The 25124-nt window shown below is 68.9% G+C and carries 27 protein-coding genes and 2 pseudogenes; 14 read left to right on the top strand and 15 right to left on the bottom strand.

What is annotated here, in order from left to right; translation table 11 throughout:
• Window positions 1–156 precede the first annotated feature (156 nt).
• The 3 genes from IG05_RS0138590 to IG05_RS0138580 form a co-directional block, all read right to left on the bottom strand.
• Window positions 157–375: a hypothetical protein gene (locus tag IG05_RS0138590; protein ID WP_030348792.1), complete on the bottom strand. Its 219-nt coding sequence runs from the start codon at window positions 373–375 to the stop codon at window positions 157–159.
• 247 nt (window positions 376–622) lie between these two features.
• Window positions 623–1135 (bottom strand): Mu transposase C-terminal domain-containing protein, encoded by a 513-nt coding sequence (locus IG05_RS49695; protein WP_234336218.1) that lies wholly within the window; start codon window positions 1133–1135, stop codon window positions 623–625.
• Window positions 1136–1997: 862 nt separating this feature from the next.
• Window positions 1998–3809: a Na+/H+ antiporter NhaA gene (locus IG05_RS0138580; RefSeq protein ID WP_234336216.1), complete on the bottom strand. Its 1812-nt coding sequence runs from the start codon at window positions 3807–3809 to the stop codon at window positions 1998–2000.
• A 481-nt stretch (window positions 3810–4290) separates the two neighbouring features.
• On the opposite strand from IG05_RS0138580, the gene IG05_RS0138575 reads away from it, so the two are divergent.
• From IG05_RS0138575 to IG05_RS50775, 5 genes and pseudogenes are all read left to right on the top strand, one after another.
• The gene (locus IG05_RS0138575) at window positions 4291–5055 is read left to right on the top strand and encodes an enoyl-CoA hydratase/isomerase family protein (protein WP_030348790.1); all 765 of its coding nucleotides are present in this window, start codon (window positions 4291–4293) and stop codon (window positions 5053–5055) included.
• A gap of 28 nt (window positions 5056–5083) precedes the next feature.
• On the top strand, window positions 5084–5875 hold the full coding sequence (locus tag IG05_RS0138570) for a maleylpyruvate isomerase family mycothiol-dependent enzyme (protein WP_030348789.1): 792 nt from the start codon (window positions 5084–5086) through the stop codon (window positions 5873–5875).
• Between the two features lie 71 nt (window positions 5876–5946).
• A pseudogene (locus IG05_RS50785) lies at window positions 5947–6345 on the top strand (SDR family NAD(P)-dependent oxidoreductase); the annotation flags it as partial.
• Window positions 6346–6418: 73 nt separating this feature from the next.
• The gene (locus IG05_RS50780) at window positions 6419–6517 is read left to right on the top strand and encodes a hypothetical protein (protein WP_107051504.1); all 99 of its coding nucleotides are present in this window, start codon (window positions 6419–6421) and stop codon (window positions 6515–6517) included.
• The gene (locus IG05_RS50775) at window positions 6483–6689 is read left to right on the top strand and encodes an SDR family oxidoreductase (RefSeq protein WP_199808467.1); all 207 of its coding nucleotides are present in this window, start codon (window positions 6483–6485) and stop codon (window positions 6687–6689) included. Before IG05_RS50780 ends, IG05_RS50775 begins: the two co-directional genes overlap by 35 nt.
• 63 nt (window positions 6690–6752) lie before the next feature.
• Here IG05_RS50775 and IG05_RS0138560 read toward each other — a convergent pair whose 3' ends face one another.
• A complete protein-coding gene (locus tag IG05_RS0138560) occupies window positions 6753–7511 on the bottom strand; it encodes an SDR family NAD(P)-dependent oxidoreductase (protein WP_199808465.1) in 759 nt (252 codons plus the stop codon).
• Window positions 7512–7966: 455 nt separating this feature from the next.
• On the opposite strand from IG05_RS0138560, the gene IG05_RS0138555 reads away from it, so the two are divergent.
• A complete protein-coding gene (locus tag IG05_RS0138555; protein ID WP_234336214.1) occupies window positions 7967–8722 on the top strand; it encodes an SDR family NAD(P)-dependent oxidoreductase in 756 nt (251 codons plus the stop codon).
• A 38-nt stretch (window positions 8723–8760) separates the two neighbouring features.
• Here the strand turns inward: IG05_RS0138555 and IG05_RS0138550 are convergent, their stop codons facing one another.
• Together IG05_RS0138550 and IG05_RS0138545 are read right to left on the bottom strand one after the other, a co-directional pair.
• Window positions 8761–9660 (bottom strand): LysR family transcriptional regulator, encoded by a 900-nt coding sequence (locus IG05_RS0138550; RefSeq protein WP_030348786.1) that lies wholly within the window; start codon window positions 9658–9660, stop codon window positions 8761–8763.
• 243 nt (window positions 9661–9903) lie between these two features.
• A complete protein-coding gene (locus tag IG05_RS0138545; RefSeq protein ID WP_030348785.1) occupies window positions 9904–10653 on the bottom strand; it encodes an SDR family NAD(P)-dependent oxidoreductase in 750 nt (249 codons plus the stop codon).
• Between the two features lie 587 nt (window positions 10654–11240).
• On the opposite strand from IG05_RS0138545, the gene IG05_RS0138540 reads away from it, so the two are divergent.
• On the top strand, window positions 11241–11789 hold the full coding sequence (locus tag IG05_RS0138540; RefSeq protein WP_030348784.1) for a carboxymuconolactone decarboxylase family protein: 549 nt from the start codon (window positions 11241–11243) through the stop codon (window positions 11787–11789).
• A gap of 500 nt (window positions 11790–12289) precedes the next feature.
• Here the strand turns inward: IG05_RS0138540 and IG05_RS44175 are convergent.
• From IG05_RS44175 to IG05_RS43990, 3 genes and pseudogenes are all read right to left on the bottom strand, one after another.
• Window positions 12290–13162 (bottom strand): annotated as a pseudogene (locus tag IG05_RS44175) (DMT family transporter); the annotation flags it as partial.
• A gap of 256 nt (window positions 13163–13418) precedes the next feature.
• A complete protein-coding gene (locus IG05_RS50770; protein WP_158839112.1) occupies window positions 13419–13565 on the bottom strand; it encodes an HAD hydrolase-like protein in 147 nt (48 codons plus the stop codon).
• Between the two features lie 245 nt (window positions 13566–13810).
• Entirely contained in the window at window positions 13811–14011 is a 201-nt protein-coding gene (locus IG05_RS43990; RefSeq protein ID WP_051790717.1) for a hypothetical protein, read from the bottom strand.
• A 205-nt stretch (window positions 14012–14216) separates the two neighbouring features.
• Here IG05_RS43990 and IG05_RS0138525 point away from each other — a divergent pair, with 205 nt between their 5' ends.
• From IG05_RS0138525 to IG05_RS0138515, 3 genes are read left to right on the top strand one after another with little or no spacing between them, the layout of a single operon-like run.
• On the top strand, window positions 14217–15605 hold the full coding sequence (locus IG05_RS0138525) for a mercuric reductase (protein WP_030348783.1): 1389 nt from the start codon (window positions 14217–14219) through the stop codon (window positions 15603–15605).
• Between the two features lie 49 nt (window positions 15606–15654).
• Complete coding sequence (locus IG05_RS0138520) at window positions 15655–15933, top strand: hypothetical protein (RefSeq protein ID WP_030348782.1); 279 nt, start codon at window positions 15655–15657, stop codon at window positions 15931–15933.
• The gene (locus IG05_RS0138515; protein WP_030348781.1) at window positions 15933–16328 is read left to right on the top strand and encodes a hypothetical protein; all 396 of its coding nucleotides are present in this window, start codon (window positions 15933–15935) and stop codon (window positions 16326–16328) included. The genes IG05_RS0138520 and IG05_RS0138515 overlap by 1 nt, the downstream gene beginning before the upstream one ends.
• A 37-nt stretch (window positions 16329–16365) precedes the next feature.
• Here IG05_RS0138515 and IG05_RS0138510 read toward each other — a convergent pair whose 3' ends face one another.
• A complete protein-coding gene (locus IG05_RS0138510) occupies window positions 16366–18444 on the bottom strand; it encodes a hypothetical protein (RefSeq protein WP_030348780.1) in 2079 nt (692 codons plus the stop codon).
• Window positions 18445–18481: 37 nt separating this feature from the next.
• Window positions 18482–19840, bottom strand: a complete 1359-nt coding sequence (locus tag IG05_RS0138505; protein ID WP_030348779.1) for a hypothetical protein — start codon at window positions 19838–19840, stop codon at window positions 18482–18484.
• Between the two features lie 2 nt (window positions 19841–19842).
• On the opposite strand from IG05_RS0138505, the gene tpg reads away from it, so the two are divergent.
• From tpg to IG05_RS48115, 3 genes are all read left to right on the top strand, one after another.
• Window positions 19843–20319, top strand: coding sequence for a telomere-protecting terminal protein Tpg (tpg, locus tag IG05_RS0138500; protein ID WP_234336213.1), 477 nt, complete (start codon window positions 19843–19845; stop codon window positions 20317–20319).
• A 202-nt stretch (window positions 20320–20521) separates the two neighbouring features.
• Complete coding sequence (locus tag IG05_RS43985) at window positions 20522–20788, top strand: hypothetical protein (protein ID WP_051790712.1); 267 nt, start codon at window positions 20522–20524, stop codon at window positions 20786–20788.
• A gap of 47 nt (window positions 20789–20835) precedes the next feature.
• Window positions 20836–20976, top strand: a complete 141-nt coding sequence (locus tag IG05_RS48115; RefSeq protein ID WP_158839111.1) for a hypothetical protein — start codon at window positions 20836–20838, stop codon at window positions 20974–20976.
• Window positions 20977–21028: 52 nt separating this feature from the next.
• Here the strand turns inward: IG05_RS48115 and IG05_RS0138490 are convergent, their stop codons facing one another.
• Window positions 21029–22384 carry an FG-GAP and VCBS repeat-containing protein gene (locus tag IG05_RS0138490; RefSeq protein ID WP_037815590.1) on the bottom strand — a complete coding sequence of 452 codons (1356 nt, stop codon included), beginning with the start codon at window positions 22382–22384 and terminating at the stop codon, window positions 21029–21031.
• Between the two features lie 353 nt (window positions 22385–22737).
• Window positions 22738–23079, bottom strand: coding sequence for an ankyrin repeat domain-containing protein (locus IG05_RS0138485; protein ID WP_030348776.1), 342 nt, complete (start codon window positions 23077–23079; stop codon window positions 22738–22740).
• A 294-nt stretch (window positions 23080–23373) separates the two neighbouring features.
• On the opposite strand from IG05_RS0138485, the gene IG05_RS0138480 reads away from it, so the two are divergent.
• Entirely contained in the window at window positions 23374–23679 is a 306-nt protein-coding gene (locus IG05_RS0138480) for a MazG-like family protein (protein WP_030348775.1), read from the top strand.
• 358 nt (window positions 23680–24037) lie between these two features.
• On the opposite strand, the gene IG05_RS49685 is transcribed toward IG05_RS0138480, so the two are convergent.
• Both IG05_RS49685 and IG05_RS49680 read right to left on the bottom strand, forming a co-directional pair.
• Window positions 24038–24547 (bottom strand): hypothetical protein, encoded by a 510-nt coding sequence (locus IG05_RS49685; RefSeq protein ID WP_078894816.1) that lies wholly within the window; start codon window positions 24545–24547, stop codon window positions 24038–24040.
• The coding region (locus IG05_RS49680; RefSeq protein WP_234336211.1) for an effector-associated constant component EACC1 at window positions 24544–25124 on the bottom strand (581 nt) is incomplete at its 5' end. The genes IG05_RS49680 and IG05_RS49685, both read right to left, overlap by 4 nt.

Genomic DNA, 25124 nt, shown 5'->3' with positions numbered 1-25124 from the left:
GCCCACGCGTCCAGCGCTTCCCGCAACTGCCTCGCAGCGGCACTCGGCACATCGTGCGGGCGTTCCCAACCGCAGTGACCTGCGTCCACGCCGCTTAAGCGGCAGCGGCGCCGGCTGTATCGGCAGGAGCGGCGACCAGCAGGTCATAAGCGCCGGTCAGGCGCAGTACCTGGGCGGGCTGGTCCTGCAGGCCCACGACGACCACAGGCAGGTGTTGACAGCGAGGGTCTTGCCGAAGCCGGCGCCGCCATGGATACACATCATCGCGCGGGCAGCGACGGTGTCACCAATGTTCTCGCGGGCGGTGAGCAGGGCGCGGGCGGTGACCACGGAGGCGTCGGGCAGGTCGACGTACTGGTAGGTGGCCGCGGTCACGAGGCGTCTCCGTCTTCATCAGTGTCTGCGGCCCGTGCGGACGGGCCGTCGCGGCCGTCCGGGGCGGAGGTGCCGTCAGGGCCGTACGGGTACCGGATGGGCGGGCCTGGCGTGGTCAGCGCGGCCACGGAAGCCGGGGTGCGCCAGTCGGCCGGGGGCGCGACGGGCGGGATGAGGTCCGGCAGCGCCAGCTGCGCGAAGTCGGAGTCGGTAGTCTGGGCGAGTTCGGCCTCGGCCTGCGCACCGGTCAGCGCGCCGAGCCGCCGAGCCGCCGGGGTGCTTCGGGCTGGTTCGCAGCGGCGTAGCGCTCGCGCTGGGAAGCTTCGAGGTCCTTCTTCAGACGGCGTGCGCGGGCGGCCCGTGCCCGCCGTACCGCGCTGAGCTGCTCTTCGGTTGCTTGATCGGCCAGGTCCGCGGGGCCGAGGTAGCGGCCGGTGGCCGCGTGGTAGACCTCGATGCGATGGTCGTGGTGGGGCATGAAACGGATACGGACCTGCATCCCGGTTTGGCCGGTCATCCACGCGCCCACATAGTCGCGTCTGGGGAAGCGGACGCCGCGGGTGGTCAGTGTGCGGGTGCCGGCATCCTCCAAGGTGAACGTCCACAAATCCGCCGCGGCCACGTCCCGCAGCGGGGTGGGATCGTCCTGCCACGCCTCAAGCGGAGTCCTGCCCCCAAGCGGCGCCGGGCGGTGCTCGGTGTTCCACGAGAGCGTCCAGGCCAGAAGCTGGGAAGTGAAGTCCTCGAAGCTCAGCAGCACTTCGTCCTTTGGCCGGGAAGGGCGTTTGCCGGGGCGCGGCTGGGGTTACGCCAGCCCCGCGGCCGGGCCAGAAACACATCGTGCTTGCGCGCCGCCCGCTCCCCTCCCGCAAGCCCCGCCCGCTCCCCCGGCGTCAGATCACGGCGGATCGCCCGGTGCAGCGTCGGAATCGACGGAGGCGGCTGCCCCTCGCCCCTGGCCGCGCGAGCAGTCAGCTCACGATGCACCGCCGCGACGTTCCTCTTCCACAACCCCAGCAGAGCCCGGACCTCCCGGGATACACGGCCCGCTCCCCCGGTGCCCGGGCCGCAGCCTCGTCCCGCTCGGCGGCCGCCAGCCACCGCCACACCGCACGCTCCCGCACCCTCAGCACGTCCGCCGCCGACCTCACCTGCCCAGTGGTGAGCTTCCCCTCCCGCCGCAGAGCCAGCAGACGACGCACCGCCGGCCCCCGCAACGCAGGCCGGACGCAGCTCTCCCTGATCCACACCCCCAAGCACACCAACACCCACCGGCCAGCGGATCAGAACTCACGAAACTGAGAAAGCGTCACCCTCATGCAATAACGCCCCAGGACAGCGATGCCCCACGGTTCCCTCACGCCCAGGACGGTGGCCCCACCCCTCGCAACCGCCACCGACCAGCAACAACACCCCCAAACCCCACTTCTCTCACCCCACCGCCCCAGAACCGAGAGATCGCATCTGCGCCATCGAATTGTGGCTTTTCACGTTAATTGGCGGGTGCGGTGGGTGGTTTCTGCAGGTCGTCGTGATCCAGTTGGTGAGTCTTGTTCATGTTGGATGGCGGCTTGTGATCTGTGTCAGCCCGAGTTGCGGCGAGGTCCTTCTGCCGTGGTCCTTCAGGCGGTGACGGAGGCGCGTTCGCGGGCGGCGCGGACTGCGGCGGTGAGACTGGTGAGGTCGTAGGCGCCGTGGTGTCTGCGGCCATTGATGAAGAAGGTGGGGGTTCCGGCCACGCTGCTGAGGTCGGCTGAATCAACGTGCTCGGCGATGCGGACTGCACCGGTGTGGGCGCGCATGTCTCGTTCGAAGCGCTCGGTGTCCAGGCCGACGGCAGCCGCGTGGGCGTGCAGGTCCTCGATGCGGAGGGCTTCTTGATGGCTGAGCAGCAGGTCGTGCATGTCCCAGAAGCGGCCCTGCCGTGCTGCTGCTTCGGAGGCCTCGGCAGCGAGTTGAGCATGGATGTGCACGTCGGTGAGGGGGAGGTGGCGCCACACATAGCGCACGTCTCCGAAGTCGGCGAGGAGTTCACGAACGACGGGCTCGGCCTGCCCGCAGTAGGGACATTCGTAGTCGCCGTACTCCACGACGGTCACGGGGGCCTGGTGCGGCCCCCGGATGTGATCGCGGTCGGGGTCGACGGGCACGGCCAGGTCGACGATCGTCTCCGCCTTCCCGAACAGGACCCGGAGCCGCAGGGGAGGCGGCAGAAGGTCGATCGCCGCGGTGACGAGCCGGGCTGTCAGGAAGGAGCAGACCAGTGTGGCGAGGATGCCGAGCTTGGCCTCGGCGAGGCGTGCACCGTGGAAGGCGAGGGTCGCGATGAGCAGGGAAACGGTGAACCCGATCCCGCACAGTGCGCCGCCAGCGGTTGCCGCTCCCCAGCCGACCGGGAGGCGCAGCCGCCCGCGAGAGGCGAGCGTGGCAAGTGCACAGGCTCCGACGATGCCCAGTGGCTTGCCCACGACGTAGGCGATGAGGATGCCCAGGGTGACGGGCGAGGTGAAGGCTCGTGCCAGTTGGCCTCCGGTGATCTCGATGCCGGAGTTGGCCAGGGCGAACAGCGGGACCACCGTGTAGCTGGTCCAAGGGTGGTAGATCCGTTGCAGGCGGTCGTTGGGGGAGATAGTCGAGGCGATGCCGGCGCGGACGGACCGCTCCAGTTCCGGTGTGGGCTGCTCGCGGAACAGCCGGAACAGGCCGCTCGCGTGTTCCAGGTCGGCGCGCGAGGCAGGGTAGGCGTAGGTGAGCAGCCCCAGGGCGAGACCGATCACGACCGGGTCCACGCCCGACTCAAGCAGGGCGACCCAGGCGACGACGCCCAGCAGCGCGTACACGCTGCCGTGGCGCACGCCGAGCCGTCCGAGCAGGACGAGTGCGAGAGCGCCGATGGCGACGATGAGTGGGGGCACGGTGATGCGGCCGCTGTAGACGGAGGCGATGACGCCGAGGGCGAGAAGGTCATCGACCACGCTCAGCAAGAGGATGAAGACCCGCAGTCCGGGCGGCATGCCGCGGCCCACGACGGCCAGCACGCCCAGGGCGAACGCGGTGTCGGTGGACATGGCCGCACCCCAGCCCTGCTCGCTGCCGTGGCCGGCGTTGATGGCGAGGTAGAGCGCGATGGGCACGAGCATGCCGCTGAGCCCCGCGACGAGGGGCAGCGCGAGCCGCTTGCGCTCGCGTAGTTCCCCCATGTCGAACTCACGGCGGGCCTCGAGACCGACGACGAAGAAGAAGAGCGTCATCAGGCCGCTGACCCACGCGCGCAGGCCGAGGGAGATTCCGTACGTTCCGAAGCGGACAGACAGGCGGGTGTCCCAGACCGACGTGTATACCGAGGGTGCCGCGTTGGCCCAGACGAGTGCGGCATACGCCGCGGCGACCAGGGCGGCGGCGCCGCCGGTCTCGGTGCGCAAGAAAGCGCGCAACGGGGAACGCGATCCGCTGCCGCGCACCGTCTGGCCTGTATAAGCGTCTGACGGGCCAGATTCTCATTCCAGGCGTGGCTACGGGCCTGCGGACGAAGAGCCGGTGTGTCGGCTGGCGCGTGTAGCAGTCAGGCAGGCTCTCATCCCTGGCCGCGGCAACGGCCGGGTTCGCCGGGGCATCACCGGCTCGGCCCAGGCACTGGACGGGCGGCCCGGCGTACCCCGCGCGCAGCACTCGTCCGGTGCATTCGCCACGAGGTGCCGACTGGAACGAGGGAAGATCGCTCGCGGTGGTCACCCAGTCGACCACCGTGCAGGAGCAAGCGTCGCCTGATCGAAGTCCGGCCCGGCCAGAAAAGTCACTTATGGCCGTCCTCGGTAGAGGGTCTGACCGCCGGGTACAGATCGGGCAGGCAGGGAGGTTGTCTGGGCGCAAGGACGCGACGCCCACCGGACGCGTCCACGGACCAAGGAGTAGACCGTGACGCCCGGAACCCCTGCCTATTTCACTGCCTTCCCCGACCTGGCGATGAGCCGGACCCCCTCCGGGGTGCTCACCCTGCGGTTCCATACCGATCAGGGCCCCGCGACCTTCACCGGCCGGCTGCACACCGACTTCCCCCGCGCGCTGTACGAAATCGGTGAGGACCGGGAGAACCGGGTGCTGGTGCTCACCGGTACCGGGGACCGCTTCATGACCGACATCGACGGCGCGAGCCTGGGTGACATCACCAAGCCCGCCCAGTGGGACCGCACCCTCAGTGAGGGCCGCCGCGTCATGCAGCGGCTGGCCGACCTGGAGATGCCGATCGTCGCCGCCGTGAACGGCCCGGCCTCGGTACACAGCGAGTACGCCCTGCTCGCCGACATCGTCGTGGCCGCCGACACCACCGTCTTCAGCGATTTCCCGCACCTGACCTTCGGGATCGTTCCCGGCGACGGCATCCACATCGTCTGGGAGGAGGCGGTGGGTCTGAACCGCGCCCGCCATCTCGCCCTCACCCAGGGCTCCTTCACCGCCGAACAGGCCGAACGCTGGGGCGCGGTGGCCGAGGTGCTGCCTTTGGGTAAAGTTCTTCCCCGCGCCCAGGAGCTGGCCGAGGCCCTGGCCGCCAGGCCGCAGCTGCTGACTCGCTACCTGGCTGTCACCCTGCGTCAGCGCATCAGCCGCCGGATCGCGGAAGGCACCCAGCTCGGCATGGCCCTGGAGGGTCTGACCGCGGCCGATCTCGCCCACCAGGGCTGAGAGGCCGGCCATGACGACGGGAGCGACCATGCAGCACACGACTCCCTTGGAACACTGGCTGGCGGCACTGCACGCCAGCTCGGACCGGCTCAACACCGCTGTCGGGAACCTGTCCGACGAGGACCTGTCCCGACCGTCCTTCGCCGACGGATGGAGCATCGCCCAGGTCCTGTCCCACCTGGGCAGCGCTGCCGAGATCTGCACCACCCTGGTGGAACGCGGCCTTGAGGGCGACACGAGGGGCCCGCAGCGCGAAGACCTCCTGCCCGTGTGGGAACGCTGGGACGCCCTGCCCGGGCCGGCCCAGCGTGCCGCCTGGCAGGAAGCCGACGCGTGCCATCTGCACCTGCTGGACGGGCTCACCACCGACCAACGCGAAAGTCTTCGTGTGCCGTACTTCAGGGGACTGCTCGGCCTCGCCGACTACACCGGATACCGGCTCTCCGAACAGTCCGTGCATGCCTGGGACGTCACGGTGGCCCTGGATCCGACCTCGACGATTCCCGCACAGGAGGTGGAACTCCTGTGGCCGCGCCTCGACCTGGTGGCCACCCGCTTCCGGGACGCGGAAAGCCTGTCCCGGCTCGGCCCCCGCCAGTTCGCGGTGGAACTCACCGACCCGCAGCGCATGTTGCTGCTCGATCTGGACACTGAACTGCACATCTACCCGTGCGAGCCCGCCGAACCGGCCGGAACCGTGTCGGGCACCGCCGAGGCGGTGCTGCGGCTGGTCTACGGCCGCAACAGGCCACAAGACGGTGTCACGGTTACCGGCACCGCCACGCTCGACGATCTCCGATCGCTGTTCCCCGGCTACTGAACCCACCCGCACAGCCCCGCCAAGGCGCCGCCGGGAAGCAGATCCCCGGCGGCGCCGTCCGGCGCGAAGCCATGCGGCCCGCACACGCCTCGAGGAGACCCGAAGCCGTGATTTCCAGAGGAGTGCTGATCTCCGGCGCTTCACGAGGCATCGGCCGCGCGCTGGCTGACCGCCTGGATGCCGCCGGCCACCGCCCCGTCGGGCTGGTCCGCTCGGCCCCACCGGAGTTCCCCGGCGAGTTCTACACCGTCGACCTCGCCGACCGCGCCGCCACCGCGCACACCCTCGACGCCGTCCTGCGCGGTGGGGCCGTCGATACCGTGGTCAACAACGTCGGAATCGTCCGCCCCTCCCCACTGCCCGCCGTCGACCTGGACGACCTGCAGGCCGTCTGCGACCTGACGGTCCGCACCGCCGTACAGCTGACCCAGGCAGTGCCGCCCGGCATGACCGCGCAACGCTGGGGACGCATCGTCAACGTCACCAGCCTGGTCACCGTCGGCCTGCCCGAGCGCGCCTCGTACGGCGCCCGCCAAGGCCGCACTGGACTTCTGCCCGCGTGCCTGGGCGGGCGAGCTCGCCGATGCGGGGATCGCCGTCAATTCGGTTGCTCCCGGGCCGACCGAGCGAGCTGTTCCGTGAGAACAACCCGCCCGGATCGCCCGGTGAGGCTCGCTACCTCGCCGGTGTCCCGGCCGGTCGGCTGGCCCAGCCCTGGGAACTCGCCGCCGCCGTCTTCTTCCTGCTCTCCGAGGACGCCGGGTTCATCACCGGCCAGACCCTGCGCGTCGACGGCGGCGCGTGCGTGGGATGACTGATCCGACGGCAAAGCGCTCCGTGTCCTGGTCGTCCAGGACACGGAGCGCTTTGCCTCGGATCAGTTGACGCTCTGTCCGCCGTCCACCATGACCGACTGTCCGGTGACGAAGGAGGCCCGGTCGGACAGGAGGAAGAGAACCACCTGGGCGACCTCGTGCGCCTCGCCGACGCGGCCGAGGGGGATGTTCTCTCCGTGTGGGTGGTACTCGGAGCCGTCCTCCTTCTTCGTGATGCCGCCCTCGGTCAGCGGTGTGCGGATGACGGTCGGATTCACGGTGTTGACCCGGATCGCGTCGGGCCCGAGCTCCACCGCCGCCGCGCGGGCGAGTGCGGCGACGCCGCCCTTGCTGGCGCTGTAGATGGAGATGCCCGGGGTGCCGAGTTCGGCGAACACCGATCCGTTGACGACGATCGCCCCGCCCTCGCCCTGGCGCTTCATCTGATCGGCCTCGGCCTGCAGATAGAAGAACGTGCCCTTCAGATTGCCGTCCATCAGGTGGTCCCAAGCCTTCTCGTCCAGCTCGGTCAACGGGCCGACCGCGGCGGTGCCGGCGTTGTTGAAGGCCACGTCGAGGCGGCCGAAGTAGTCGACGACCTGCTGCACCACTGCGCGCGCGCCGCCGAAGTCCGTGGAATCAGCCTTGACGAACAGCGCCTCGCCACCGTCCCTCGTGATCTCATCGACCACGTCCCGGCCTGCATCCTCCCGGCGCCCGGTGATCGCCACCTTCGCCCCCTCCTGTGCGAACAGGCGCGCGCTGACCCGGCCGATCCCGGACGTTCCCCCGGTAATCAGAGCAACCTTGCCGTCCAACATTCCCATGGTTCTGTTCCACTCCGTCTAGGAATTCGCTACTTGCCAGATGTGGACCCGGCTTCGACACCGCTGCCGACTTTTCCGGCCAGGTGCCAGGCCCGGTATTGGGTGCCGAGCGGTTACAGCGTTCGCTTCTCCGGAGGGATTCCATGAAGGCCATAGGCTCTCGCGATAACCGGTATAAGCTCGCCGTCTGCCGTCTGGAGAATCCGTCGGCAGATATTCCATTCGGCTGACTGCACGACAGCCCCAGCGTTCCCGGCCGGTGCCCTGGCGCCCGGAGCGGTTGCGGGGCCCCGTTGCTGGTGATGCTGTGGATGTGCGGCGGCCGTACCCGCTGCGCCGTTCTGAGCGGGCGGTGCGTTCCCGAGGGCGTGGCGTGATTCCCGACGCAGCGGCCGTGATCCTGTCCGTACGCCGATCACGTATGTCGTCATCAACGGAAGGAATCGGCCATGACGTCTGCATCCATGCGGGGGAAGGTCGCGCTCGTGACCGGGGCGACCAGCGGCATCGGCGCTGCCACAGCGCAGGCGCTGGCCGAGCGCGGGGCGCACGTGCTGGTGGCCGGCCGTGATCCCGCCCGCGGCGAGAGCGTGGTCGGCGCGATCCGGGAGCACGGTGGGAAGGCGGACTTCGTGAGTGCCGATCTGCGCGACGCTCAGGCGGTGCGACGGCTGGCGCACGACGCCCTGGGGCTGGGCGCCGGCCGGGTCGACGTCCTGGTCAACAACGCGGGCATCTACCCCTTTGGCCCGACCAAGGACACGGAGGAAACCCTCTTCGACGCGGTGTACGCACTCAACGTCAAGGTCCCGTTCTACCTCGTGGCCGAACTCGCCCCGGCCATGGCAGACCGGGGCGGCGGAGCGATCGTCAACGTCAGCACCATCGCGGCCGCGCTCGGTTTCTCGGGCATGGCGTTGTACGGGTCGAGCAAGGCAGCTGTGAACCTCCTGACGAAGGCATGGGCAGCTGAGTACGGCCCACAGGGAGTGCGGGTCAACGCCGTACAGGTCGGTCCCACCCGGACCGAAACCACGGCTCAGGCCGAGGAGGACCTGCAGAGCCTGGCCGCTCAGGCGCCCGCTGGACGGCCGGCGTCCGCTGCGGAGGTCGCGGCGGCGATCGTGTACCTCGCTGACGATGGGGCGAGCAGCTTTGTACAGGGGGCGGTCCTGCCCGTCGACGGCGGGCGCACCGCCGTCTGAGCTCAACGCGTCGCTCAGCCGCCTCGCCGCTGCGGAGATCAGTCGGTGGTGGGCTGCTCGAACGCGGCGATCAGGCGTCCCAGATCCTGCCGCCTCGAATCCGCCGGCCACACCGCCCACGTCCGGCGGATGAGAGGGTGCCCGGCCAGCGGCTGCCACGCCACGCCCTCGGGAATGGGCTGCGACCAGTCCGGCGGAGCCAGCGCGAAGGCCCGCCCGGCGCTGACGGCTGCCAGTTTCACCTCGGCGATCAGCCGCTGTCCCTCCGGCGCCTGAGTACCAAGGTCGAGGCCGTGGGTGCGCAGGATCGCCGTCAGCTCGTCATACCAGGCAGGGCTGTCCGAGCGTGGAAAAGCCACCCATTCCAGCCGGGCCAGCGCGTCCAGCGCGATCCCCTCCGGCCCGGACAGCTCCGCCGCCTGGTCCGCGGCCAGCAAGACGCCCAGCCGTTCCCTGTTGACCAGCATCGCGTCGAACTCCTGCCCGGTGGGGCGCTCGCGCAGCAGTCCCAGGTCCAGTTCGCCAGCGTGCAGCGCGGCCAGCTGCCCGGACGTGGACAAATGCTGGGCCTGCACCCGGGTGTCGGGGCAGGCCTCGGCCAGCTCCGTGAGCGCGGGACTCAGCAGCCGCGACGGGAACTCCAGCGGAATGCCGATCCGCAGCACACCGCCGCCCCCACCGGTGTACCGGGCCATCATCCGCAATGCCTGATCACGCCGGGCCAGCAGCGCACGCGCCTCCCCGAGCAGGGCCACGCCCGCATCCGTGGGCCGCACACCAGTGCTGCTGCGCACCAGCAGCTTCAGCCGCAGCTCCCGCTCCAGACCACCGACCGTCTGGGACAGCGCCGGCTGGCTGACGTGCAACCGCCGGGCCGCGGCCGAGAAGCCGCCCTCCTCGACCACTGCCACAAAGGCATGCAACTCCCGCAACTCCATGCCCCCATCGCACCACGTCGAAAAGGCCGGATCCACGACCGGCCACAGCCTTGGCTTATGGCCTCCATAACGTCCGGTGCCGGAGGCTACGGCCGCTGTCATACCGATCGCGTGAAGGGCAGGCTGCCGCGACGTGCGCCGCGGTGGAGGCAGGAGCCGCGCAATGCGCCGAGAGGCGTCACAAGGCCGCAGCGGGCTTCAGATCCAACCGCCGCGCCACGGCCTCACGGGCCTTGACGTCGCTTACCGGTCGGTGGGGCCCAGGGCCATGAAGCCGCCGTCCACGGGGAGGGTGACGCCGGTGATGTAGGCGGCGCGGGGCGAGGCGAGGAAGACGACGGCTTCGGCGATCTCGCGTGCCGCGCCAAGGCGTCCCAGTGGCACCTTCGCCCCCAGCGCCTCGAAGTCCTCCTGGCCGACCATGTTGGCCACGTTGTCGGTGTTCGTGTGGCCAGGGGCTACGGCGTTGAAGCGCACTCCACGCCTGCCGAACTCGACGGCCCAGGCGCGGGTGAAGGAGTCCACGGCCGCCTTCGAGGCGCCGTAGACGGATGTGCCGGCCATGCCGGTCAGACCGGCGACCGTGGTGACGCTGACGACGCTGCCGGAACCCTTGGCCGCCATCTTCGCGGCCAGTGCCTGGGTGAGGAAGTACGTGCCGCGTACGTTGGTGTCGAGCAGGGTCTCGAAGGTGTCCAGGCCCTGTTCGAGGGTGGGGGCGAAGGGGTAGGCGCCGGCATTGTTGACCAGGATGTCCACCTCACCGGCCTCGTCGGCCAGGTGCCGGACCGAATCCAGATCGCTCAGGTCTGCGGCGATGAACCTGGCCTGGCCGCCCGCGGTCTCGATGGCCGCGACGGTCTGAGCGCCCTTGTCGGCATTGCGGCCGGAGACAATGACGAACGCGCCGTCCTCGGCCAGCAGGAGAGCCGTCTCACGACCGATGCCGGACGTGCTGCCGGTGACGAGAGCGGTCTGATTCTCGAACTGCATGAGAAGCACCTTTCCGCAGGACCGGGACGGCCCCGCAGTCACTGGGTACGAAATATTTGTTGCCAACTCTCAAGCGCCTTCCGGTTTCCGGCAAGCCGACCTCAGAGCCGTTCAGCATTCCAATGACTGACCTCATCAGGGAATTCCTGACCGCGATCGTCCCTACTTTTGGCTGTCATAAACCAAACCTTCATTCGTGTCGAAGTCTCTGCCCACTTAGCGTCCGGCGCAGTGACGGGTTGAACGGGAGCGCGGGTGGTCCGCGTTCTATAGCCCCAAGCTCGCGCCTTCTGGAGATGCGGCTCGACCACAGATGGATCCGAGGGCCCCGTTTTTCCTTCAGAGTCCGCTCGCCGTCAGAGCGCCGCATGGGCACCGGCGGCCGGGGCCGCGGTCAGAAGGTGTGCTTATGACCGCTCTTCGTGAGGCGTATGGCAGCGGGGGAGGAAATGCGCACACCTCGCGGTTACATGATCCGTACGCCACACGGATGCACTTCCGACTTGTGCGGGCGGCGAGTTGGGCCGCCCATCGGCGAACCGTTCCAGCCCGGGAAACCCCGGACGTCCCAGCCCATGGAGGGCCCCATGTCACGGCTTCCTCAGATCCAGCCCGCGGAGGCGACCGGCGCCGCCGCCGAAGCTCTCGCCCAGGTTCGCAAGACCCTCGGCTCCGTCCCGAACATGGTCAAGGCCATGGCTAACAGTCCCGCACTGGTCAAAGGCTGGCTGGCCCTGTCCAGTGCACTTAGCGAGGGCGTGATCCCTGCCCCCGTCCGTGAACGGCTGGCGATCGCCACCGCCCAGTACAACAACTGCGAGTACTGCCTGTCCGCCCACACCTACATAGGGGCGCACGTCGCTAAGGTCGACACCGAGGAGCTGGAGCGGGCCCGCGATGCCGAGTCCTCCGACCCGCACACCGCCGCACTGCTTGCCCTATCCGTCGCCGTCGCCCGCGACCGCGGCAGCATCGACGAGAGGCAGCTGAAAGTGGCTCGGGCCGCCGGTGTCACCGACGCCGAGATTGCCGAGGTTGTGGGAAATCTGGCGTTGAACATCCTCACCAACTACTTCAACCTCGTCGCCGACACCGATAACGAATGGCCGGTCGTCACCCCGCCCACTCACAACTGATCACCCACGGCCCCTGGCCTGGTCCGACTTCCAGGCCCGACGGGAGGGTGAAGAACAGGCTCGACCGACGTCCTACAGCTCGGGAGCAGCTCCAAGCGTGATGCGAGGAAACAAATGAACGAACCGCGCGAAGGCCAGGGAGCCACCACCTACGACGTGGTCGTCTGGGCGCCGATTCGGTCGGCCAGAACCTCGCGAGCAGCTTGGGATCATCGTGGCGATCGTGGCCGCATGCGTCGGAGTGACCCTGAGATCGCGCCTCGAGGCGCCGCATCGGCATCCTGAGACCGCGCCTTCACCCCTCAGGCCACCTCCGCCCTTCCTCACCGAGAATCGCCAGGATTCCTGTGTCCCCGTACTCCGACGTCATCAGCCCTCGCCGGCTCCGCCCCAGGCTCTGCCTCGTCCGGTGTCGGCAATCCGGTACCCGGCTCGGTCGTGGCAAACGAATCTCGGTCGTGGGCCTCCGTGCCGCCGCCGACGTTTGTGCCGGTGGCAGGCCGGTTCGACTGGCCCGACACCACGGACTGGGCGAGCGGTTGGCTGGTCAGCATCAAAGCGCCACAGAAGACCACTACCGCGCCCAGCACCTCCGGGATGACCCACCATCCGCTCACGCACGTGCTCCGCGTAGAGCGTGACGCCCAGGGACAGGCTCACCAGTGCATCTCCCAGGGTCAGGGCCAGCTGCGAGGCGGTGATGGGACCCGACTGCATGGCGTTCTCCAGCAGGAACAGCGAGCACACACCTGTTACGGCGAAACCGTAGGTCTGCCAGGCCAGGAAGAATCCTTCAACGCCACCGACCTGCCAGGCCTGGGTGGCATCCTTGATCAGGGCTGCCGTGAGCGCATACCGATCGCGGACGCCGCCGCGAACCCTGCGGCCCGTGGACCACCTGCCGGCCGACGCAGCGCCGCCCCGACCAGGGTGGCAATCGCGGCGGAGCAACAGATCAAGACCAGCACCCACGGGCCCAGAGACGGCTGGCCGGTGCCGGGGGTCGGCGCAGCTGCGGCGAGTGCCACGCCCAGCCCGGCGACGATGAACACCACCCCTGCCCAGCACCGGCGGGACAGTCGACGGCCCAGTACCAGGCCACCGATCAGCAGGGCAAAGGGCAGTTCGAGCACGAAGAGTGGCTGGACCACCGACAGAGCGCCCAACGACAACGCCACTGCCTGGAAGACGGCTGCGCCTACGACCCCCGCCATGCCGCCGAGCCAGGCCCGGCCGGTGCAGCAGCGCAACCGCGAGCCGCACAAGTGGTCCGAGACCGGGACGGTGCGTGCCGCACGCCGCTGCAGCACCGTCGCCAACGCGTTGCTGGCGGCCGCCAGCAAGGCGAACACGATCGAGAGTCCGCTATCCACCGAGCGCCTCCCTCTTTACCGGCGAACATCCCGGACCGCCGGTGTGCCAACCTCCACCCACTGCGGTCCGATCCGGTTGCATAAGCCTCAGATGCCTCGTACGGCAGACCCGCCCGGGTGACTGTCACAGTCTGCGGAAGTAGTCCAAGCAACCGACTTCATCTGATCCAGGAGCCACTGGAGAGAGTCGAAAAGCCGACGTATGGCGGCGTATCTCTGACAGGGGAAACCCTGTTGCGTGGCCGCACGTGCGACGTTACCTGACATCAGAGAGGCCAACACATGGCCGGCCTTCGCATCCCGCAACTCTGGTTCGGTAACGTCCGGTGGCGAGCCCGATGGCGGTCGCGTTCCCCGCGTGTGCCGCCTCGATGTCACAGGAAGTGTCCCCGACGACGTACACCTCGGCGCGTGGCAGCTCCCGTCGGTGCAGCCGGACAGGCCTGGCTATCGCCAGCCATGCGACTTCTACCCGGTCCGGGGAATCGGAGCCCTAGGCGCTGAAGACGAAGTACCGGCCAAGATTGCCAGGTTCGATGTTGATCCTGGCCGCCCCTTCGATCGTGCCGGACACCAGACCTAGCGTGACCCGGCCTCGGCCATCCGTTGCAAGGTTTCCCCGACCACCATCCAGGACGCGATATTCCTTCAAGACCCGATGTTCTCCGGCAGACACCACAGGTACGCGGTGTACAACCGGCCCATCTCGTCAAAGCGCGGCTCGCGGCCCAGCACGACGAACGTTTCCCGTCCGAGCTGCGGATCGATCGCCCCGGCGGACCAGTGTTCTCCGAGGTCAGCTGCCACTCCGTACGACTGGCCGAATGCCCAGGTCCAGCCGGTGGTCACTCTGCGCCGGGGTGTCGGTGTCCTCGGTTCGGGGGCCACCGCGCCGGACGGAACGGGCCGGGGGCGACCTTGTCAGTAGATCGGGCATTGCCCCACGCTGCCATCCCGATCTTCTCCCGCCCCTGACCGCGGCCCGACCATCTCACCGGTCGGCACACCGACAACTATATGCGCACATATAAATACACTGGGTTACGATCACACCGTGGCAGAGGCGATCTATGACGTGATTGTGATCGGGACCAGCCAGGGTGGCCGGTTCCTCCCCCTCGATCTGGCGAAGGCGGGCAAGAAGGTGGCGCTCGTCGAGCGCGACCATCTCGGCGGCGTCTGCGTGAACACCGGATGCACCCCGACCAAGACGATGGTCGCCAGCGCGCGCATCGCCCACCAGGCACGGCGCGGCGCGGAGTACGGCGTACGGACCGGTCCGGTGTCGGTCGACCTCGCCGCCGTGCGGGATCGCAAACGGGCGATGGTCGCGGGCGCACGGGAGAACTACGCGAGCCGCCTGGCGACGGAAGGGCTCGACGTGATCGAAGGCGAGGGCCGTTTCACCGGGCCGAAGACCGTCGAGGTCGCCCTGAGGGACGGCGGGACACAGGAGATCGGCGCGCCGGTGATCGTCATCGACACGGGCACCAGGCCCAAGCCCCTGACGATCAGCGGAGCACAGAACGTCCCGGTCCTGGACTCGACGTCGATCATGGAGCTGGGCACGCTCCCTGAGCATCTGATCATCCTCGGCGGAGGCTACATCGGCCTGGAGTTCGGGCAGATGTTCCGACGGTTCGGCAGCGAGGTCACCATCGTCCAGACCGGCCCGCGCCTGGTGATGCGGGAGGACGACGACATCTCCGACGAGGTCGCCGCCATCCTGCGCGATGACGGGATCACGGTCCTGACTTCGGCGACGCCGGAAAAGGTGGAGGAAGCAGACGGCGGGCGGGTGCGGCTGACCGTTCACACGCCGGACGGCAAGCGGCAGATCGAGGGCTCCCACCTACTGGCGGCCATCGGCCGCGTCCCCAACACAGAGTCGCTCACCCCGGCGGCGGCCGACATCCGGCTGAGTGACAACGGCTTCATCGAGGTCAATGAGCACCTGGAAACCTCCGTCCCCGGCGTCTACGCCATGGGGGACGTCAAGGGCGGACCTGCCTTCACCCACCTGTCCTACGACGATTACCGGATCCTGCACGCCAACCTGCTCAACGGAGAGAAGGCGAGCACTCGGGACCGGATCGTCCCGTACACCGTGTTCATCGACCCGCAGCTCGGCCGCGTCGGCATGACCGAGCGGCAAGCCAGGGAGCAGAACCGCTCGGTCCGCGTCGCCAAGCTGCCCATGAGCGCCGTCGTCAGGGCCCTTGAGACAGGGGAGACGCGCGGCTTCATGAAGGCCGTCATCGACGCGCGTACCCAGCAGATCCTCGGCGCCACCGTGCTCGGCGTGGAAGGCGGTGAGATCATGACGATCATCCAGGTCGCCATGCTAGGCAAGCTCCCGTACACCGCCATGGCGGATGCGATCTTCACACACCCGTTGCTGGCGGAGGGCCTCAACGGCCTCTTCACGACGCTCGACGCCTAGGCAGTTTCGTTTGGATGAGCAGGTCGTTGTCCGGGTGCGCCGTTGACTGATGTGCAGTGGGCGGATCGAGCCGTACCTGTGGTTCGCGTTCCAGTGCGCCACCCACACAGTGGTCGCCGCAACACCTCAGGAGGCGCTGAAGCGCGTTGTCGACCTCTTCCCGGAGCTGGAGTCCCCCATAGAAGAGGCGTTCTGGCGGGCCTACTTGCAGACCACCCCGCCAGAGCTGGACGGCCTGAAGGCTCAACAGCCCGAGGCCGAGGCGAAGGCGAAGGCCCTGTTGGAGGGCCTGGGCGGCGCCGCGCACAGCCCGCGGGCAGCCGCGTAGTGGCGGGGATCGCTGTCGTCCTGGACCACACGACCACAGGAGCGTTGTACGACCCAAAGGACCCGTTCAACGAGACGGTCGCCGCGTTCTACGTCCAGGCCTCCGGCGGACTCGGTGACCTGTACGCGCCGGTGCTCTCCTTGGCCGGCGACACCGAACGGCCCGGGCTGCTCGGCTACATCAAGGGACTGCGGTTCATCCGGATCGAGGCCTTCGACACCGACGCCGCGGTCACCGCCACCGAACTCCTGCGGTTCGGGCACTCCTTCGCCGCCGTCCACGCCATCCATGCCGCCCGCCCCTCCGCCGCCCACCCCTGCGGCCGGTACCTGCTCACCCTGACGCCCAAGGCGTACGCGGGCACCGGCGTCCAAGCCGTCCACCCCGACCAGTAACCCGCGACCTCACAGCCACGAGGACCCGGCGCTGCTCTTACTTGCGGGAGTAGGCAGAGGGCGTGGTGCGGTTGCCGGCGACGATGCCGACGACGACGGCACGGTCTGTTGTGGCCCCGCGGGGCCGGTGGGTGGTGGTCCAGGCGACCTCATTGACGCGCAGGTTGCCTTGTGTGCTGTCCTTTGGGGTGAGGTCCAGGACGAGGAGTTGTCCGAACGGGGCGTTGGTGTTGCTGTATTCGGCGGCTTGGGTGAGGTAGCGGCTCTCGAGGTACTGGGAGTCGTTGTCGGTGGCGTCCTGTTTGATCTCGGTGAGGTAGCGCAGGGAGCCGAAGTGCGCCATGACGTCGGCGCGGCCCATGCCCACGTCGACGGGTTCGACGAAGACGACGTTGTGCAGGGGTCCTTTCTGGAGCCACTGCTGGAAGTCGCGTTGCAGGTCGGCTTCGACGGGCTTGCGGTCTCCCTCAGGTTTGCGCCGGTAGTCGAAGGGGGCCGGCTCGCCCTTCTTGGTGGAGCCGACCAGGTTGGTGCGGGTGAGGTCCGCTCGACTCTTGAGGAAGAGGAGAGTCTGCTCGACCAGCACGGAGAAAGTCTGACGGACTTCCCCGGTGAACGAGGGATGGGCAGACAGCTCGGTCACGAGCCGGTCGAGTGTGGGCACGATGAGCGGGTCGGTGGCTTTGAGCCGGGCGACGTCACTGTCGTGAGCGAGGCCCTCCAGTAGGAGGAGCCGCTGGTCATCGAGTGTGCCGGCGATACTCAGGGCTTGGTCTCGAAGCTGGAGGAGCAGGGTGGGTGCCAGGCGTTGCAGGCGGCCAAGGGCTGCTCCGCCGGGGTCATCGTCATCGCTGCCATCGTCGGTGGCGTTGGAGGAGGCGGCAGGGCTCGTCTCGCGCTGGACTGCCGTTTCGATCGCGGTGAGCAGGGCGCTGGCGGTTGCGGTATCGAAGCCGCGGGCGGCGTGCTGGTCTGTTTCCTGGGCGGCGCGGCGCAGTTGTGCCAGGAAAGCTTGCTGGCGCAGGAAGCCGTCTTCGATCGCGGGCTGGACCAGCAGGGCCAGGCCCTGGCCGGTGTCGGCTCCCAGGGGGCAGACCGTGCGTGCGGCGCTGTAGGCGGCGAGGACCGTGTCCAGGGCTTGCCAGGCGTCCATCCAGGCGTCGTCTTGGAGGGCGGTGGCCGCGGCGCGTAGTTGGAGGACGAGGTGGTGCCAGGCGATTTCTGCTGAGCGGCGCGGCTGGAGCCATTCGGGGTGGTGGGAGCGGTGAAGCCAGGCCTGGCGCTGGTCCAAGGTGTCGGTGATCTGGTCGGCGGCGTGGTTGATGGCTGCTGCGTCTGCCCGGCCGAAGGCGAGGATGGCGTCGCAGACTGCTGCGTAGGTGAGGGCGTCGTGGCGTGCTTCCTCGGCCTGGGCGGCGGTCTCGAACTGCTGGCGGGCCTGGACGAGGTGGGTGGTGACGGTGCCGATGTCTGGGGAGGCCAAGGCGCGGCGCAGCAGGTCGCAGCCGAGTTCGAACATCGCGTCCACGTCGGTGGCTTCGTCGTGGGTGAGCTGCTGCAGCAGGGTGCGTACCGTATCGGCGATGGTGTCTTCGTCTGCCCAGCGGTCGAGTGTGAGGCCGAGGAGTCGGGGCAGGCGTTCGAGGAAGTCTTCGGGGCCGTCGGTCGGCACGTCCTCGAGCGTCTGCCACAGCTTGAAGGGGGTGACCGCTTCCGCAACGGCGAGGCGTACGGCGCCTTCGAGGCGCGCGGCGGCCAGGAGCGGTGCGGCCTCGATGCGGTCCGGCAGTCCGTCCAGCAGGGCTGCAGTCAGGGGCTTGCCCAGCGCCTTGGCGGCCGCGGGACTGCAGAGCAGGGCGTCCATGGATGCGGTGAGGTGCAGGACGCTGTGCTGTGCGGCGAGTCCGGTGGGGAAGACGGTGGCCGCGGGCTGCCATTGGGTGTCGCTGCGGTTGTAGGCGTCGGCGACGGCTTCGGCGAGGTAGGGGGCGAAGGGACCGGCGGCCACGTCGCCGGCCTGGCTGGCGACGGTGTCGGGGGCGAGGCCGAGGGCAGGGAAGGTGATGGGCTGGCCGTCTGCGGCCAGATCGGTCAGCCGGTCGGCGAGTTGCGGCACGGCAGCCGTCCTTTCCTGGGTGCTGTGGGGTGCGGCATCACCAGAGGGAAGCGCCGGGCTCGGCCTGCCGGATGCTGTCGGCGGGCAGGGCTGCGCGGGCCAGGTCGAAGTCCGCGGTGGTGATGACTACCTGCAGGTCGCTCTCGGCTGCGACGGTGGCCAGTTCCTTGAAGAGCTTATGGGCGTCGGCGGACTGCATCTCCTCGGACTTGGGGCTGTCGATCAGCAGCAGGCCGGGGTGGGTAGATACGCCGTTTGCCCGGCCGACCCGGAGCAGGGCGATGGCGACGGCGATGCGCAGCCGCAGGCGTGCGCCGGCGGTCTGGTCCTTGAACCATTCCTGCTTGCTGCCGACGGGGAAGATCTTCAGGCGGGCGCCGCGGTCGATGGACACCGACTTGAGGGAGGGGACGCCGAACAGGGTCGCCAGGTCGGCGGTCTCTTCGTTGACCTCTTTGAACAGCGCTTCGGCGGCCGTCTTGCTGTCCTTCTCCAGCAGGTCGGCGGCGGCCGCCAGGACCTTGATGGCCTTGGCCTCGGTTTCGTCGGGGGCCGGTTCCTCGGGCTCGCGGAAGACGCTGAGTGCGCCTTCCAGCCGCAGCACGTTCTCCTGTGCGGCAAGGCGCGCAGGGAGGTCGGCGGCGGACTGGGCACGCCGCAGCTGCTGCTGCGCGCCTTCCAGCCGGCGTGTCAGGCCATCGACGGTGGTCTCGGCCTGCTCCAGGGCCTGCTTGGCTGCCTCTTCGGCGGCCGTGCTCGTTTCCAGCCGCTGCTGTGCCTCGGCGGTGATCTCCTGCGGGTCCTCGTCGTCTCCGGTCACCTCGCGCGCGCACACCGCGCAGGTGTGGGCGTGCCGCTCCTGCTGGCGGCGCGCGTCGTCGATCTGCTGGTCGCAGCGCGGGCAGCTGGTCGGGTTCAGACCGTGGAAGAGCAGGCGGGCGGTGGCGCTTTCGGTGACGTCGTTGAGAAGCTTGGTGGCCTGCTGGCGTTCGGTGCGCGCCTGACGGAAGACACGCAAGGCCTCGTCCCACGTGTCCTGCGCGTCGGCCAGCGCCCGGGCGAGCTGGACCGCGTCGTTGGCCAGGTCGGTCAGGGAGGCGTCCGCGCCGTCCCCGGGCAGCAGAGCCGCCAGTGCGTCGCGGGCCTGGGCGAGTTCGGTTTCCAGGCGTTCGCGTTCGGATGCGCGTTCCGCTGCTTCGGCGGCCGCCACCGCGCGGCGTGCCTTGCCCTCGGCGAGGCGCACGTCGTGCACGGTCTTGACGCGGGTGAGGGCGGCGGCCGCGGGCAGGTCCAGGAAGACCTGCAGCAGACGGCCCGGCAGTCCGTTGGAGGTGACCTCGCCCAGCAGCGCCTTATCGCCGCCAGCAGGCAGGGATCCCGAAGTCCGCCGGGGCACAGATGCGTTACCTGGTCCGCCAGCACCAGCGCAGCACCCGGCGGGTGGCCGAGCTGCTCGGCATCAGCCAGCGCACCGTCGAACGGTACGTGAAGAACCAGATCAAAAAGCCCCGCCCGGAGCTTGCCGACCGGCTGGAGCGTGAAGTTCGCGTGCGCTGGCAGCCGCAGATCAGGGCCAAGGCCAAGCAGACCGCGGCCAGCACCGGCGGCATCATGATCGACGTCCAGGCCCGTTTCGGTTACACCGCCGCCCCCGGCAGCACCGACGATGCCCGTGTACGCCACCTCACCCTCGCCCTGCCCCCACAGCACGCCGCCCGCCTCTCTGAGGCCCAGGAGGGCGGCGCCACCGAGGACCAGCTCCGCCAGATCGCCGCCGAGGCCCTGGGCGAGGTCTACTTCCGCGACAGCGGCCGCCGCGCCCAGGGCCTCGAAGTGGAACTCACCGACCTGATCGACCTGGAATTCGAGCTGTAGCCGAACCGGCCTCACAACAGACAGGAAGCAGGAAACGGCGGTGGCAGCAAGGGCGTTACGGACCGTGAAACTGGCCGGATAGCTGATCCGCGTCGCTGACGCGGACGCCAACCAACCGCTGGAACACCTCGACCTGCGAGGTGGTGGCCGCGCAGCGGCGGCGGGCGGGTGTGGCGGGCGTGCCGGGGCGGAGAGCGGTGAGGTGTTCGCCCTGGCGCACGCGGCCGTGGCCCGGTGGTGGGATGAGGCCCTGCACTGGCAGGAGGAGGAGGAGGAGATCTGGCCGCACCGTCTGCACCGGCTGGCGGGCGGCAACGCGGGCAAGGATCTGGAGCGGTGGCGGATCGTGGGCCGGGATGCGGCGATCTTCCCGGAGGTGGTGACGGTGGCGCAGGCTGCTGGAGCCGATGACGGCCAAGCTGGCCTGGCAGGCAAGCGCGGGGACGCGGCCTCAGGCGCGGGGCGCTGATGTGTTGCCCGCCGCCGCGAGGCCGGGCCGCCGGGATGGGGCGGTCCGTGGCGGCTGAGGCGGGAGCAGCAGCCGCCACGATGGCCGGCCAGCTGCGCGTCATGGCGGCCGAGCAGCAGTCGGGCGGCTCGGGCACCCGGTGGCGGGCCGCGGTGGACGCCGAACACCGCTCCCGATCGAGCAGTTGATCAGCGAGGCCCGGGAGCAGCTGGTGCAGTCACACGAGTCAGCTACGCCACATCACTGCAGGAAGCTGTCGATGGGTGCCGCGTGGTATTCCGTCGCGCCCGCGGTGGTGATGCCGCCGGCTGAACCGGGCAGCCGCAGAGCGTCGGCACCGCTCACGTACAGGTCGGCCGTTCCGTCACCGTCGGTGTCGCGCAGCCGTACCAGGCCACCGAACTGGTCGTCGGCCATCAAGGCACCCGGTACGCCTGGGGTGTTGCGGGCGAACCACTGTGAGCCGGCACCGGTCAGGCCTCCCGCCCGCCCCTTGAAGATGTGCACGCCGCCCGCGTACTCGTGGTCATCGATCTCCTCACCCGGCACGCCGACCGCGAGATCCGCGTAGCCGTCGCCGTTGACGTCACCCGCCGAAATGGATGAGCCGAATTCGTCCCGATTCTCGGGAGATCCGGTGACGCCACTGGTCGACTGGGTGAGGCGGGTGCTCCGGGACGGGCCGGCGGACGAGCCGTACCAGACGCTGACTCGGCCTTTGTGCTTCGAGTACAGGGGTGTGCCGACGGCGATGTCGCCGTAGCCGTCCTTGTTGAAGTCGGCGATGACACCGTCGCCGCCGCGTTCGGAGCTGCCGCCGTTGCCGGATTCCGACTCCAGGCGGAGGCTTTTGCCTGGGGTGAGTGACCTCGCGCCTCCCTTGATGAACCAGACGTCGGACGCGATGTATTCGCGGCTGACCACGTCACCGATGATCGCGAGGTCGGTTTTCTTGTCGCCGTTGACCTTGCCGGAGATCAGCGCGGTGGCGTAGAAGGACGACGTCTTGTCGAGTTTGGTCACGGTACCGGTGGTACCGGTGCGCTTGAAGGGGCCGCGGTAGACGTAGGTCATGGACTCGTTGATGACGGCCAGGTCCTGCTTGCCGTCCCCGTTGAAGTCGCCGGTCGCCAGGTCCTTGCCCATGTAGTTGTTGCGACCTGGGTTCTTGTTCGGCAGGGCCGTACCCGTGGACAGGCCGGAGGGGGACCCCCACAGGATCGTCACGGCGCCCTGAAAATGGTTCTCGCCGGTCGCTGCCACCGCGAGGTCGCCGTAACCGTCGCCGTCGAAATCCGCGGCGGCGCGCACCTCGCCGAACATGTCGTCGGCCTCGTCGGATCCGGGCACGCCGGGGCTCGCTTGAGTGATGCGCTGCTGCTTGGGGCCGGGCCCGGTGGCAGTGCCGAAGACCACGGTGACGCCGCCGCCTCCTCTTGCGCTGAAGCTCGAGTACGCGTAGTCGCGGTACCCGTCGCCGTTGAAGTCGTCGCCGTGCCGCGCGGGCGCGGCGCTCGCTGCCGCGGTGGGCAGAGCGAGGGGGATGAGGCCCGCTACCACGAAGGTGGCGAGCGTAGCCGTTGTGCGGACGGGCATGAGTGTCGGGCTCCTTGTGATCGCGCAGGCAGGGGGCTCAATCGGCAGGCGCACGGGGTGCGTGGCCGCTGGTTCTCGGGGCCCCACGTCGTTCACTGAAAGTCTCCCGAGTGACGCGTGGGGTCCACCGACAGGAGACCACTGGTGGGGTCGGAAGGTTGCACGTTGACGCAGAAGAACCTTCGTGAATGCTCGTTCAGGAGGGCCGGTTGGCTGCGGCACGCGAGAACGGGGTTGGACTCAACTTCCGTGGCCCGTGCGCGCTCAGCGCAGCCGTCTCGGAGCACTGGCCGGCGCGCACGATCGTGTCCCGGAGAGCGCAGGACTCCCGGATCACCCATCGGCGGTGCAAGCTAGCGCGCAGAGATGAAACGCATGAGCAGTGCCTGTGCCATGACGTGACCGTAGTATTCAGCGAGCTGCAGGGGAGTCTGCCCGTCGTCAGCGGGCAGTTGAGGATCTGCGCCGTATGCCAGCAGAACGGCTGTGGCCGCCGTGTTCCACGGGTATCCCGTCTGCAGGTGACTGTCGCCCTCGACATCGAGGGCGTGGGTGAGCAAGGTGTGCCCGAAACACCTTTCGTTAGGATCCGTCCCGGACGCAAGAAGAACGGTGAGCGCCTCGTAGTCGCTGGTCTCCACGGCCTTGTGCGCAGGCGTCCACTGTGGGTCGTCAGACGTGTCAGTGTCGGTCATCTGAGGAAGACTACGAGTCGGCTTTGGCGCTTCCACCACAGGCCTTGGGCCCAACTCCGATCAGACATACGCCGAGTCGTAGCGCGGCGGGAGCACACCGCCCAGAGAGCAGGCCAAGGAGCTGGGGGATCCCGAGCCCGTGCATGCGTGATCCGGGTCAGCCCTTTACCCGCCTGGCATCCGCCCGTACACGGACGGCCTGCTCGGCTGAACTCACGTGGTTCTCCCCCCTATCATCCCGCTGCTCTCGTTAGGTTCTCCACGACAGCGGATCGCACTGCTCAGGGGACTGCCGTGGACATCGCCGAGGCCCAGAGGCTCGCGTGGGAGAACAAACTCAGCAAGGGATTCAACATCACCGATGTGCCGATGGAGTTCGGGCTCCTGACGGCGGAGGTCGGCGAAGCTTTCACAGCCTGGCGCAAGCAGCTCCCCGACCGGGGCGAAGAGCTGGCCGATGTGTTCCTCTACCTGGTGGGGCTTGCCCAGATGCAGGGCGTGGACCTGGATGAGGAAGTCACGCGCAAGATCGAGAAGAATGCGCGTCGCACCTACGCCCCGGGGGCCAACGGCACCCTCCTGCGGACCGGGGAGGAATAGGCCGGGCGGTTCCCTGTGCCGGTCGGCGTTCGCGCCGGTTCGGGTCAGGCGGTCAGCACCGCATCCCGGCCGTCAGGAACCGAGCTCTGGTCGGGTCGGCATGTCAGCGCACCAGGTGGTGAGCAGCAGCGGCGCTGGTGGCCAGGGCTCGGTGTGCGCCGCACTGCACACCTGTGCCCGCGGTGCAGGCATCTGCCCTGGCTGCGCAGGTGGGCGCCTGATCATGATGGGGCACCGGCCCGGGTGGGGGGCATGACGGTAGGCGTGGCATGAGGAGAACATGTGGGAGCAGGGGCGTTACGGATTGTGCCGCCGGCCGGGGAGCTGACCTGTCCCTGATCCATCGGGCGGCGGCGCGTTACAGCCTGCCGGCCGCGGGCGTGCTGCGGCTGTGGACGTGCCGCAACTCTCCCGTGCGGCATGAGGGCGGGGGTGTGCGCGCCGATGCGGAGGTCGTCCTCAACGATGCCGGGCGGGGTGTGCTCGCCGAGCTGTGCGGGATGGGGCCGGAAGTGCTGGCGCGGGCGCTGCCGGGGTTCACCGTGGACGATCCGAAGATCAGCACCGGCCGGGAGGCCGTCGTGGCGCAGGCGCGGTGGCGGGCGGCGGGCGCGGTGGTGGGGCCGGCTGTGTTCGGGTGCCGGTTGTGCACCGCGCGGCGCACCGGGCAGGCGGTGCGGGCGGTGCGGTGCGGATTCTCCACGACGGTCACATGCTGGGCGGGCAGTTGCAGCGACAGCGGGCCACGCAGGAGATCAGCGAATGCCCGCAGATTATTCGTCACGGCTGGCAACTGCTCCAGATGCTCATAGCGGCCCGTGCCCACCAGGACCGCCCGCGAGGCCCCCGGATCAGGCAGCACGCTCACTGACCGACACCCTCATCAGCATCGGCCGCCTCCAGCGCCCGGACCGCCCGTTCGATCTCCTCCTCGGAACAGTCGGTGAGAACGACGGTCGTATCCCCCCGGCAGACCTCCACCCGCGGCCGCTTCGGCCGAGACTGCCGCCACGCCACCAACGCCAGCACGAACGACGCCGCACTCCACCCATTGCCCGTCACCAGCTGCAGCACATCAAGGCCGGTGCCCATCTCCCCCGGCCCAGGCACACCACCCCCTACCTCGATCGCGGCCGACCGGCGCACCTTAGGATCCGCACGCAACCAACCCTGCAGCGACCGCAACTCCCCCGCAGCCGAATCAATCCGCACCTCTAACCGCACCCTCGCCCTCCCCGAACCGTGCACCCAACCCGACGACAACGCACAACCGATCAAGAAAACCACTACAGGGCACACCCCCCACTGACCAGGCATGACATCCCTGACCAGGCAAAACGCCAGATCCCTTACAGGGGCTAACACAATGAGGTGGATCGCCGCTGACTGCCGTGTCTGCAGTAGAAGTCGAGCGTTCAACCTGAGTGTGGAGAGCTCGCCGTGGG

The sequence above is a fragment of the Streptomyces sp. NRRL S-1022 genome (genome assembly GCF_000720135.1).
Classification (GTDB): domain Bacteria; phylum Actinomycetota; class Actinomycetes; order Streptomycetales; family Streptomycetaceae; genus Streptomyces.
Note: the sequence above shows the minus strand (reverse complement) of the source record. Positions and strands in the feature narration are given on the sequence as shown.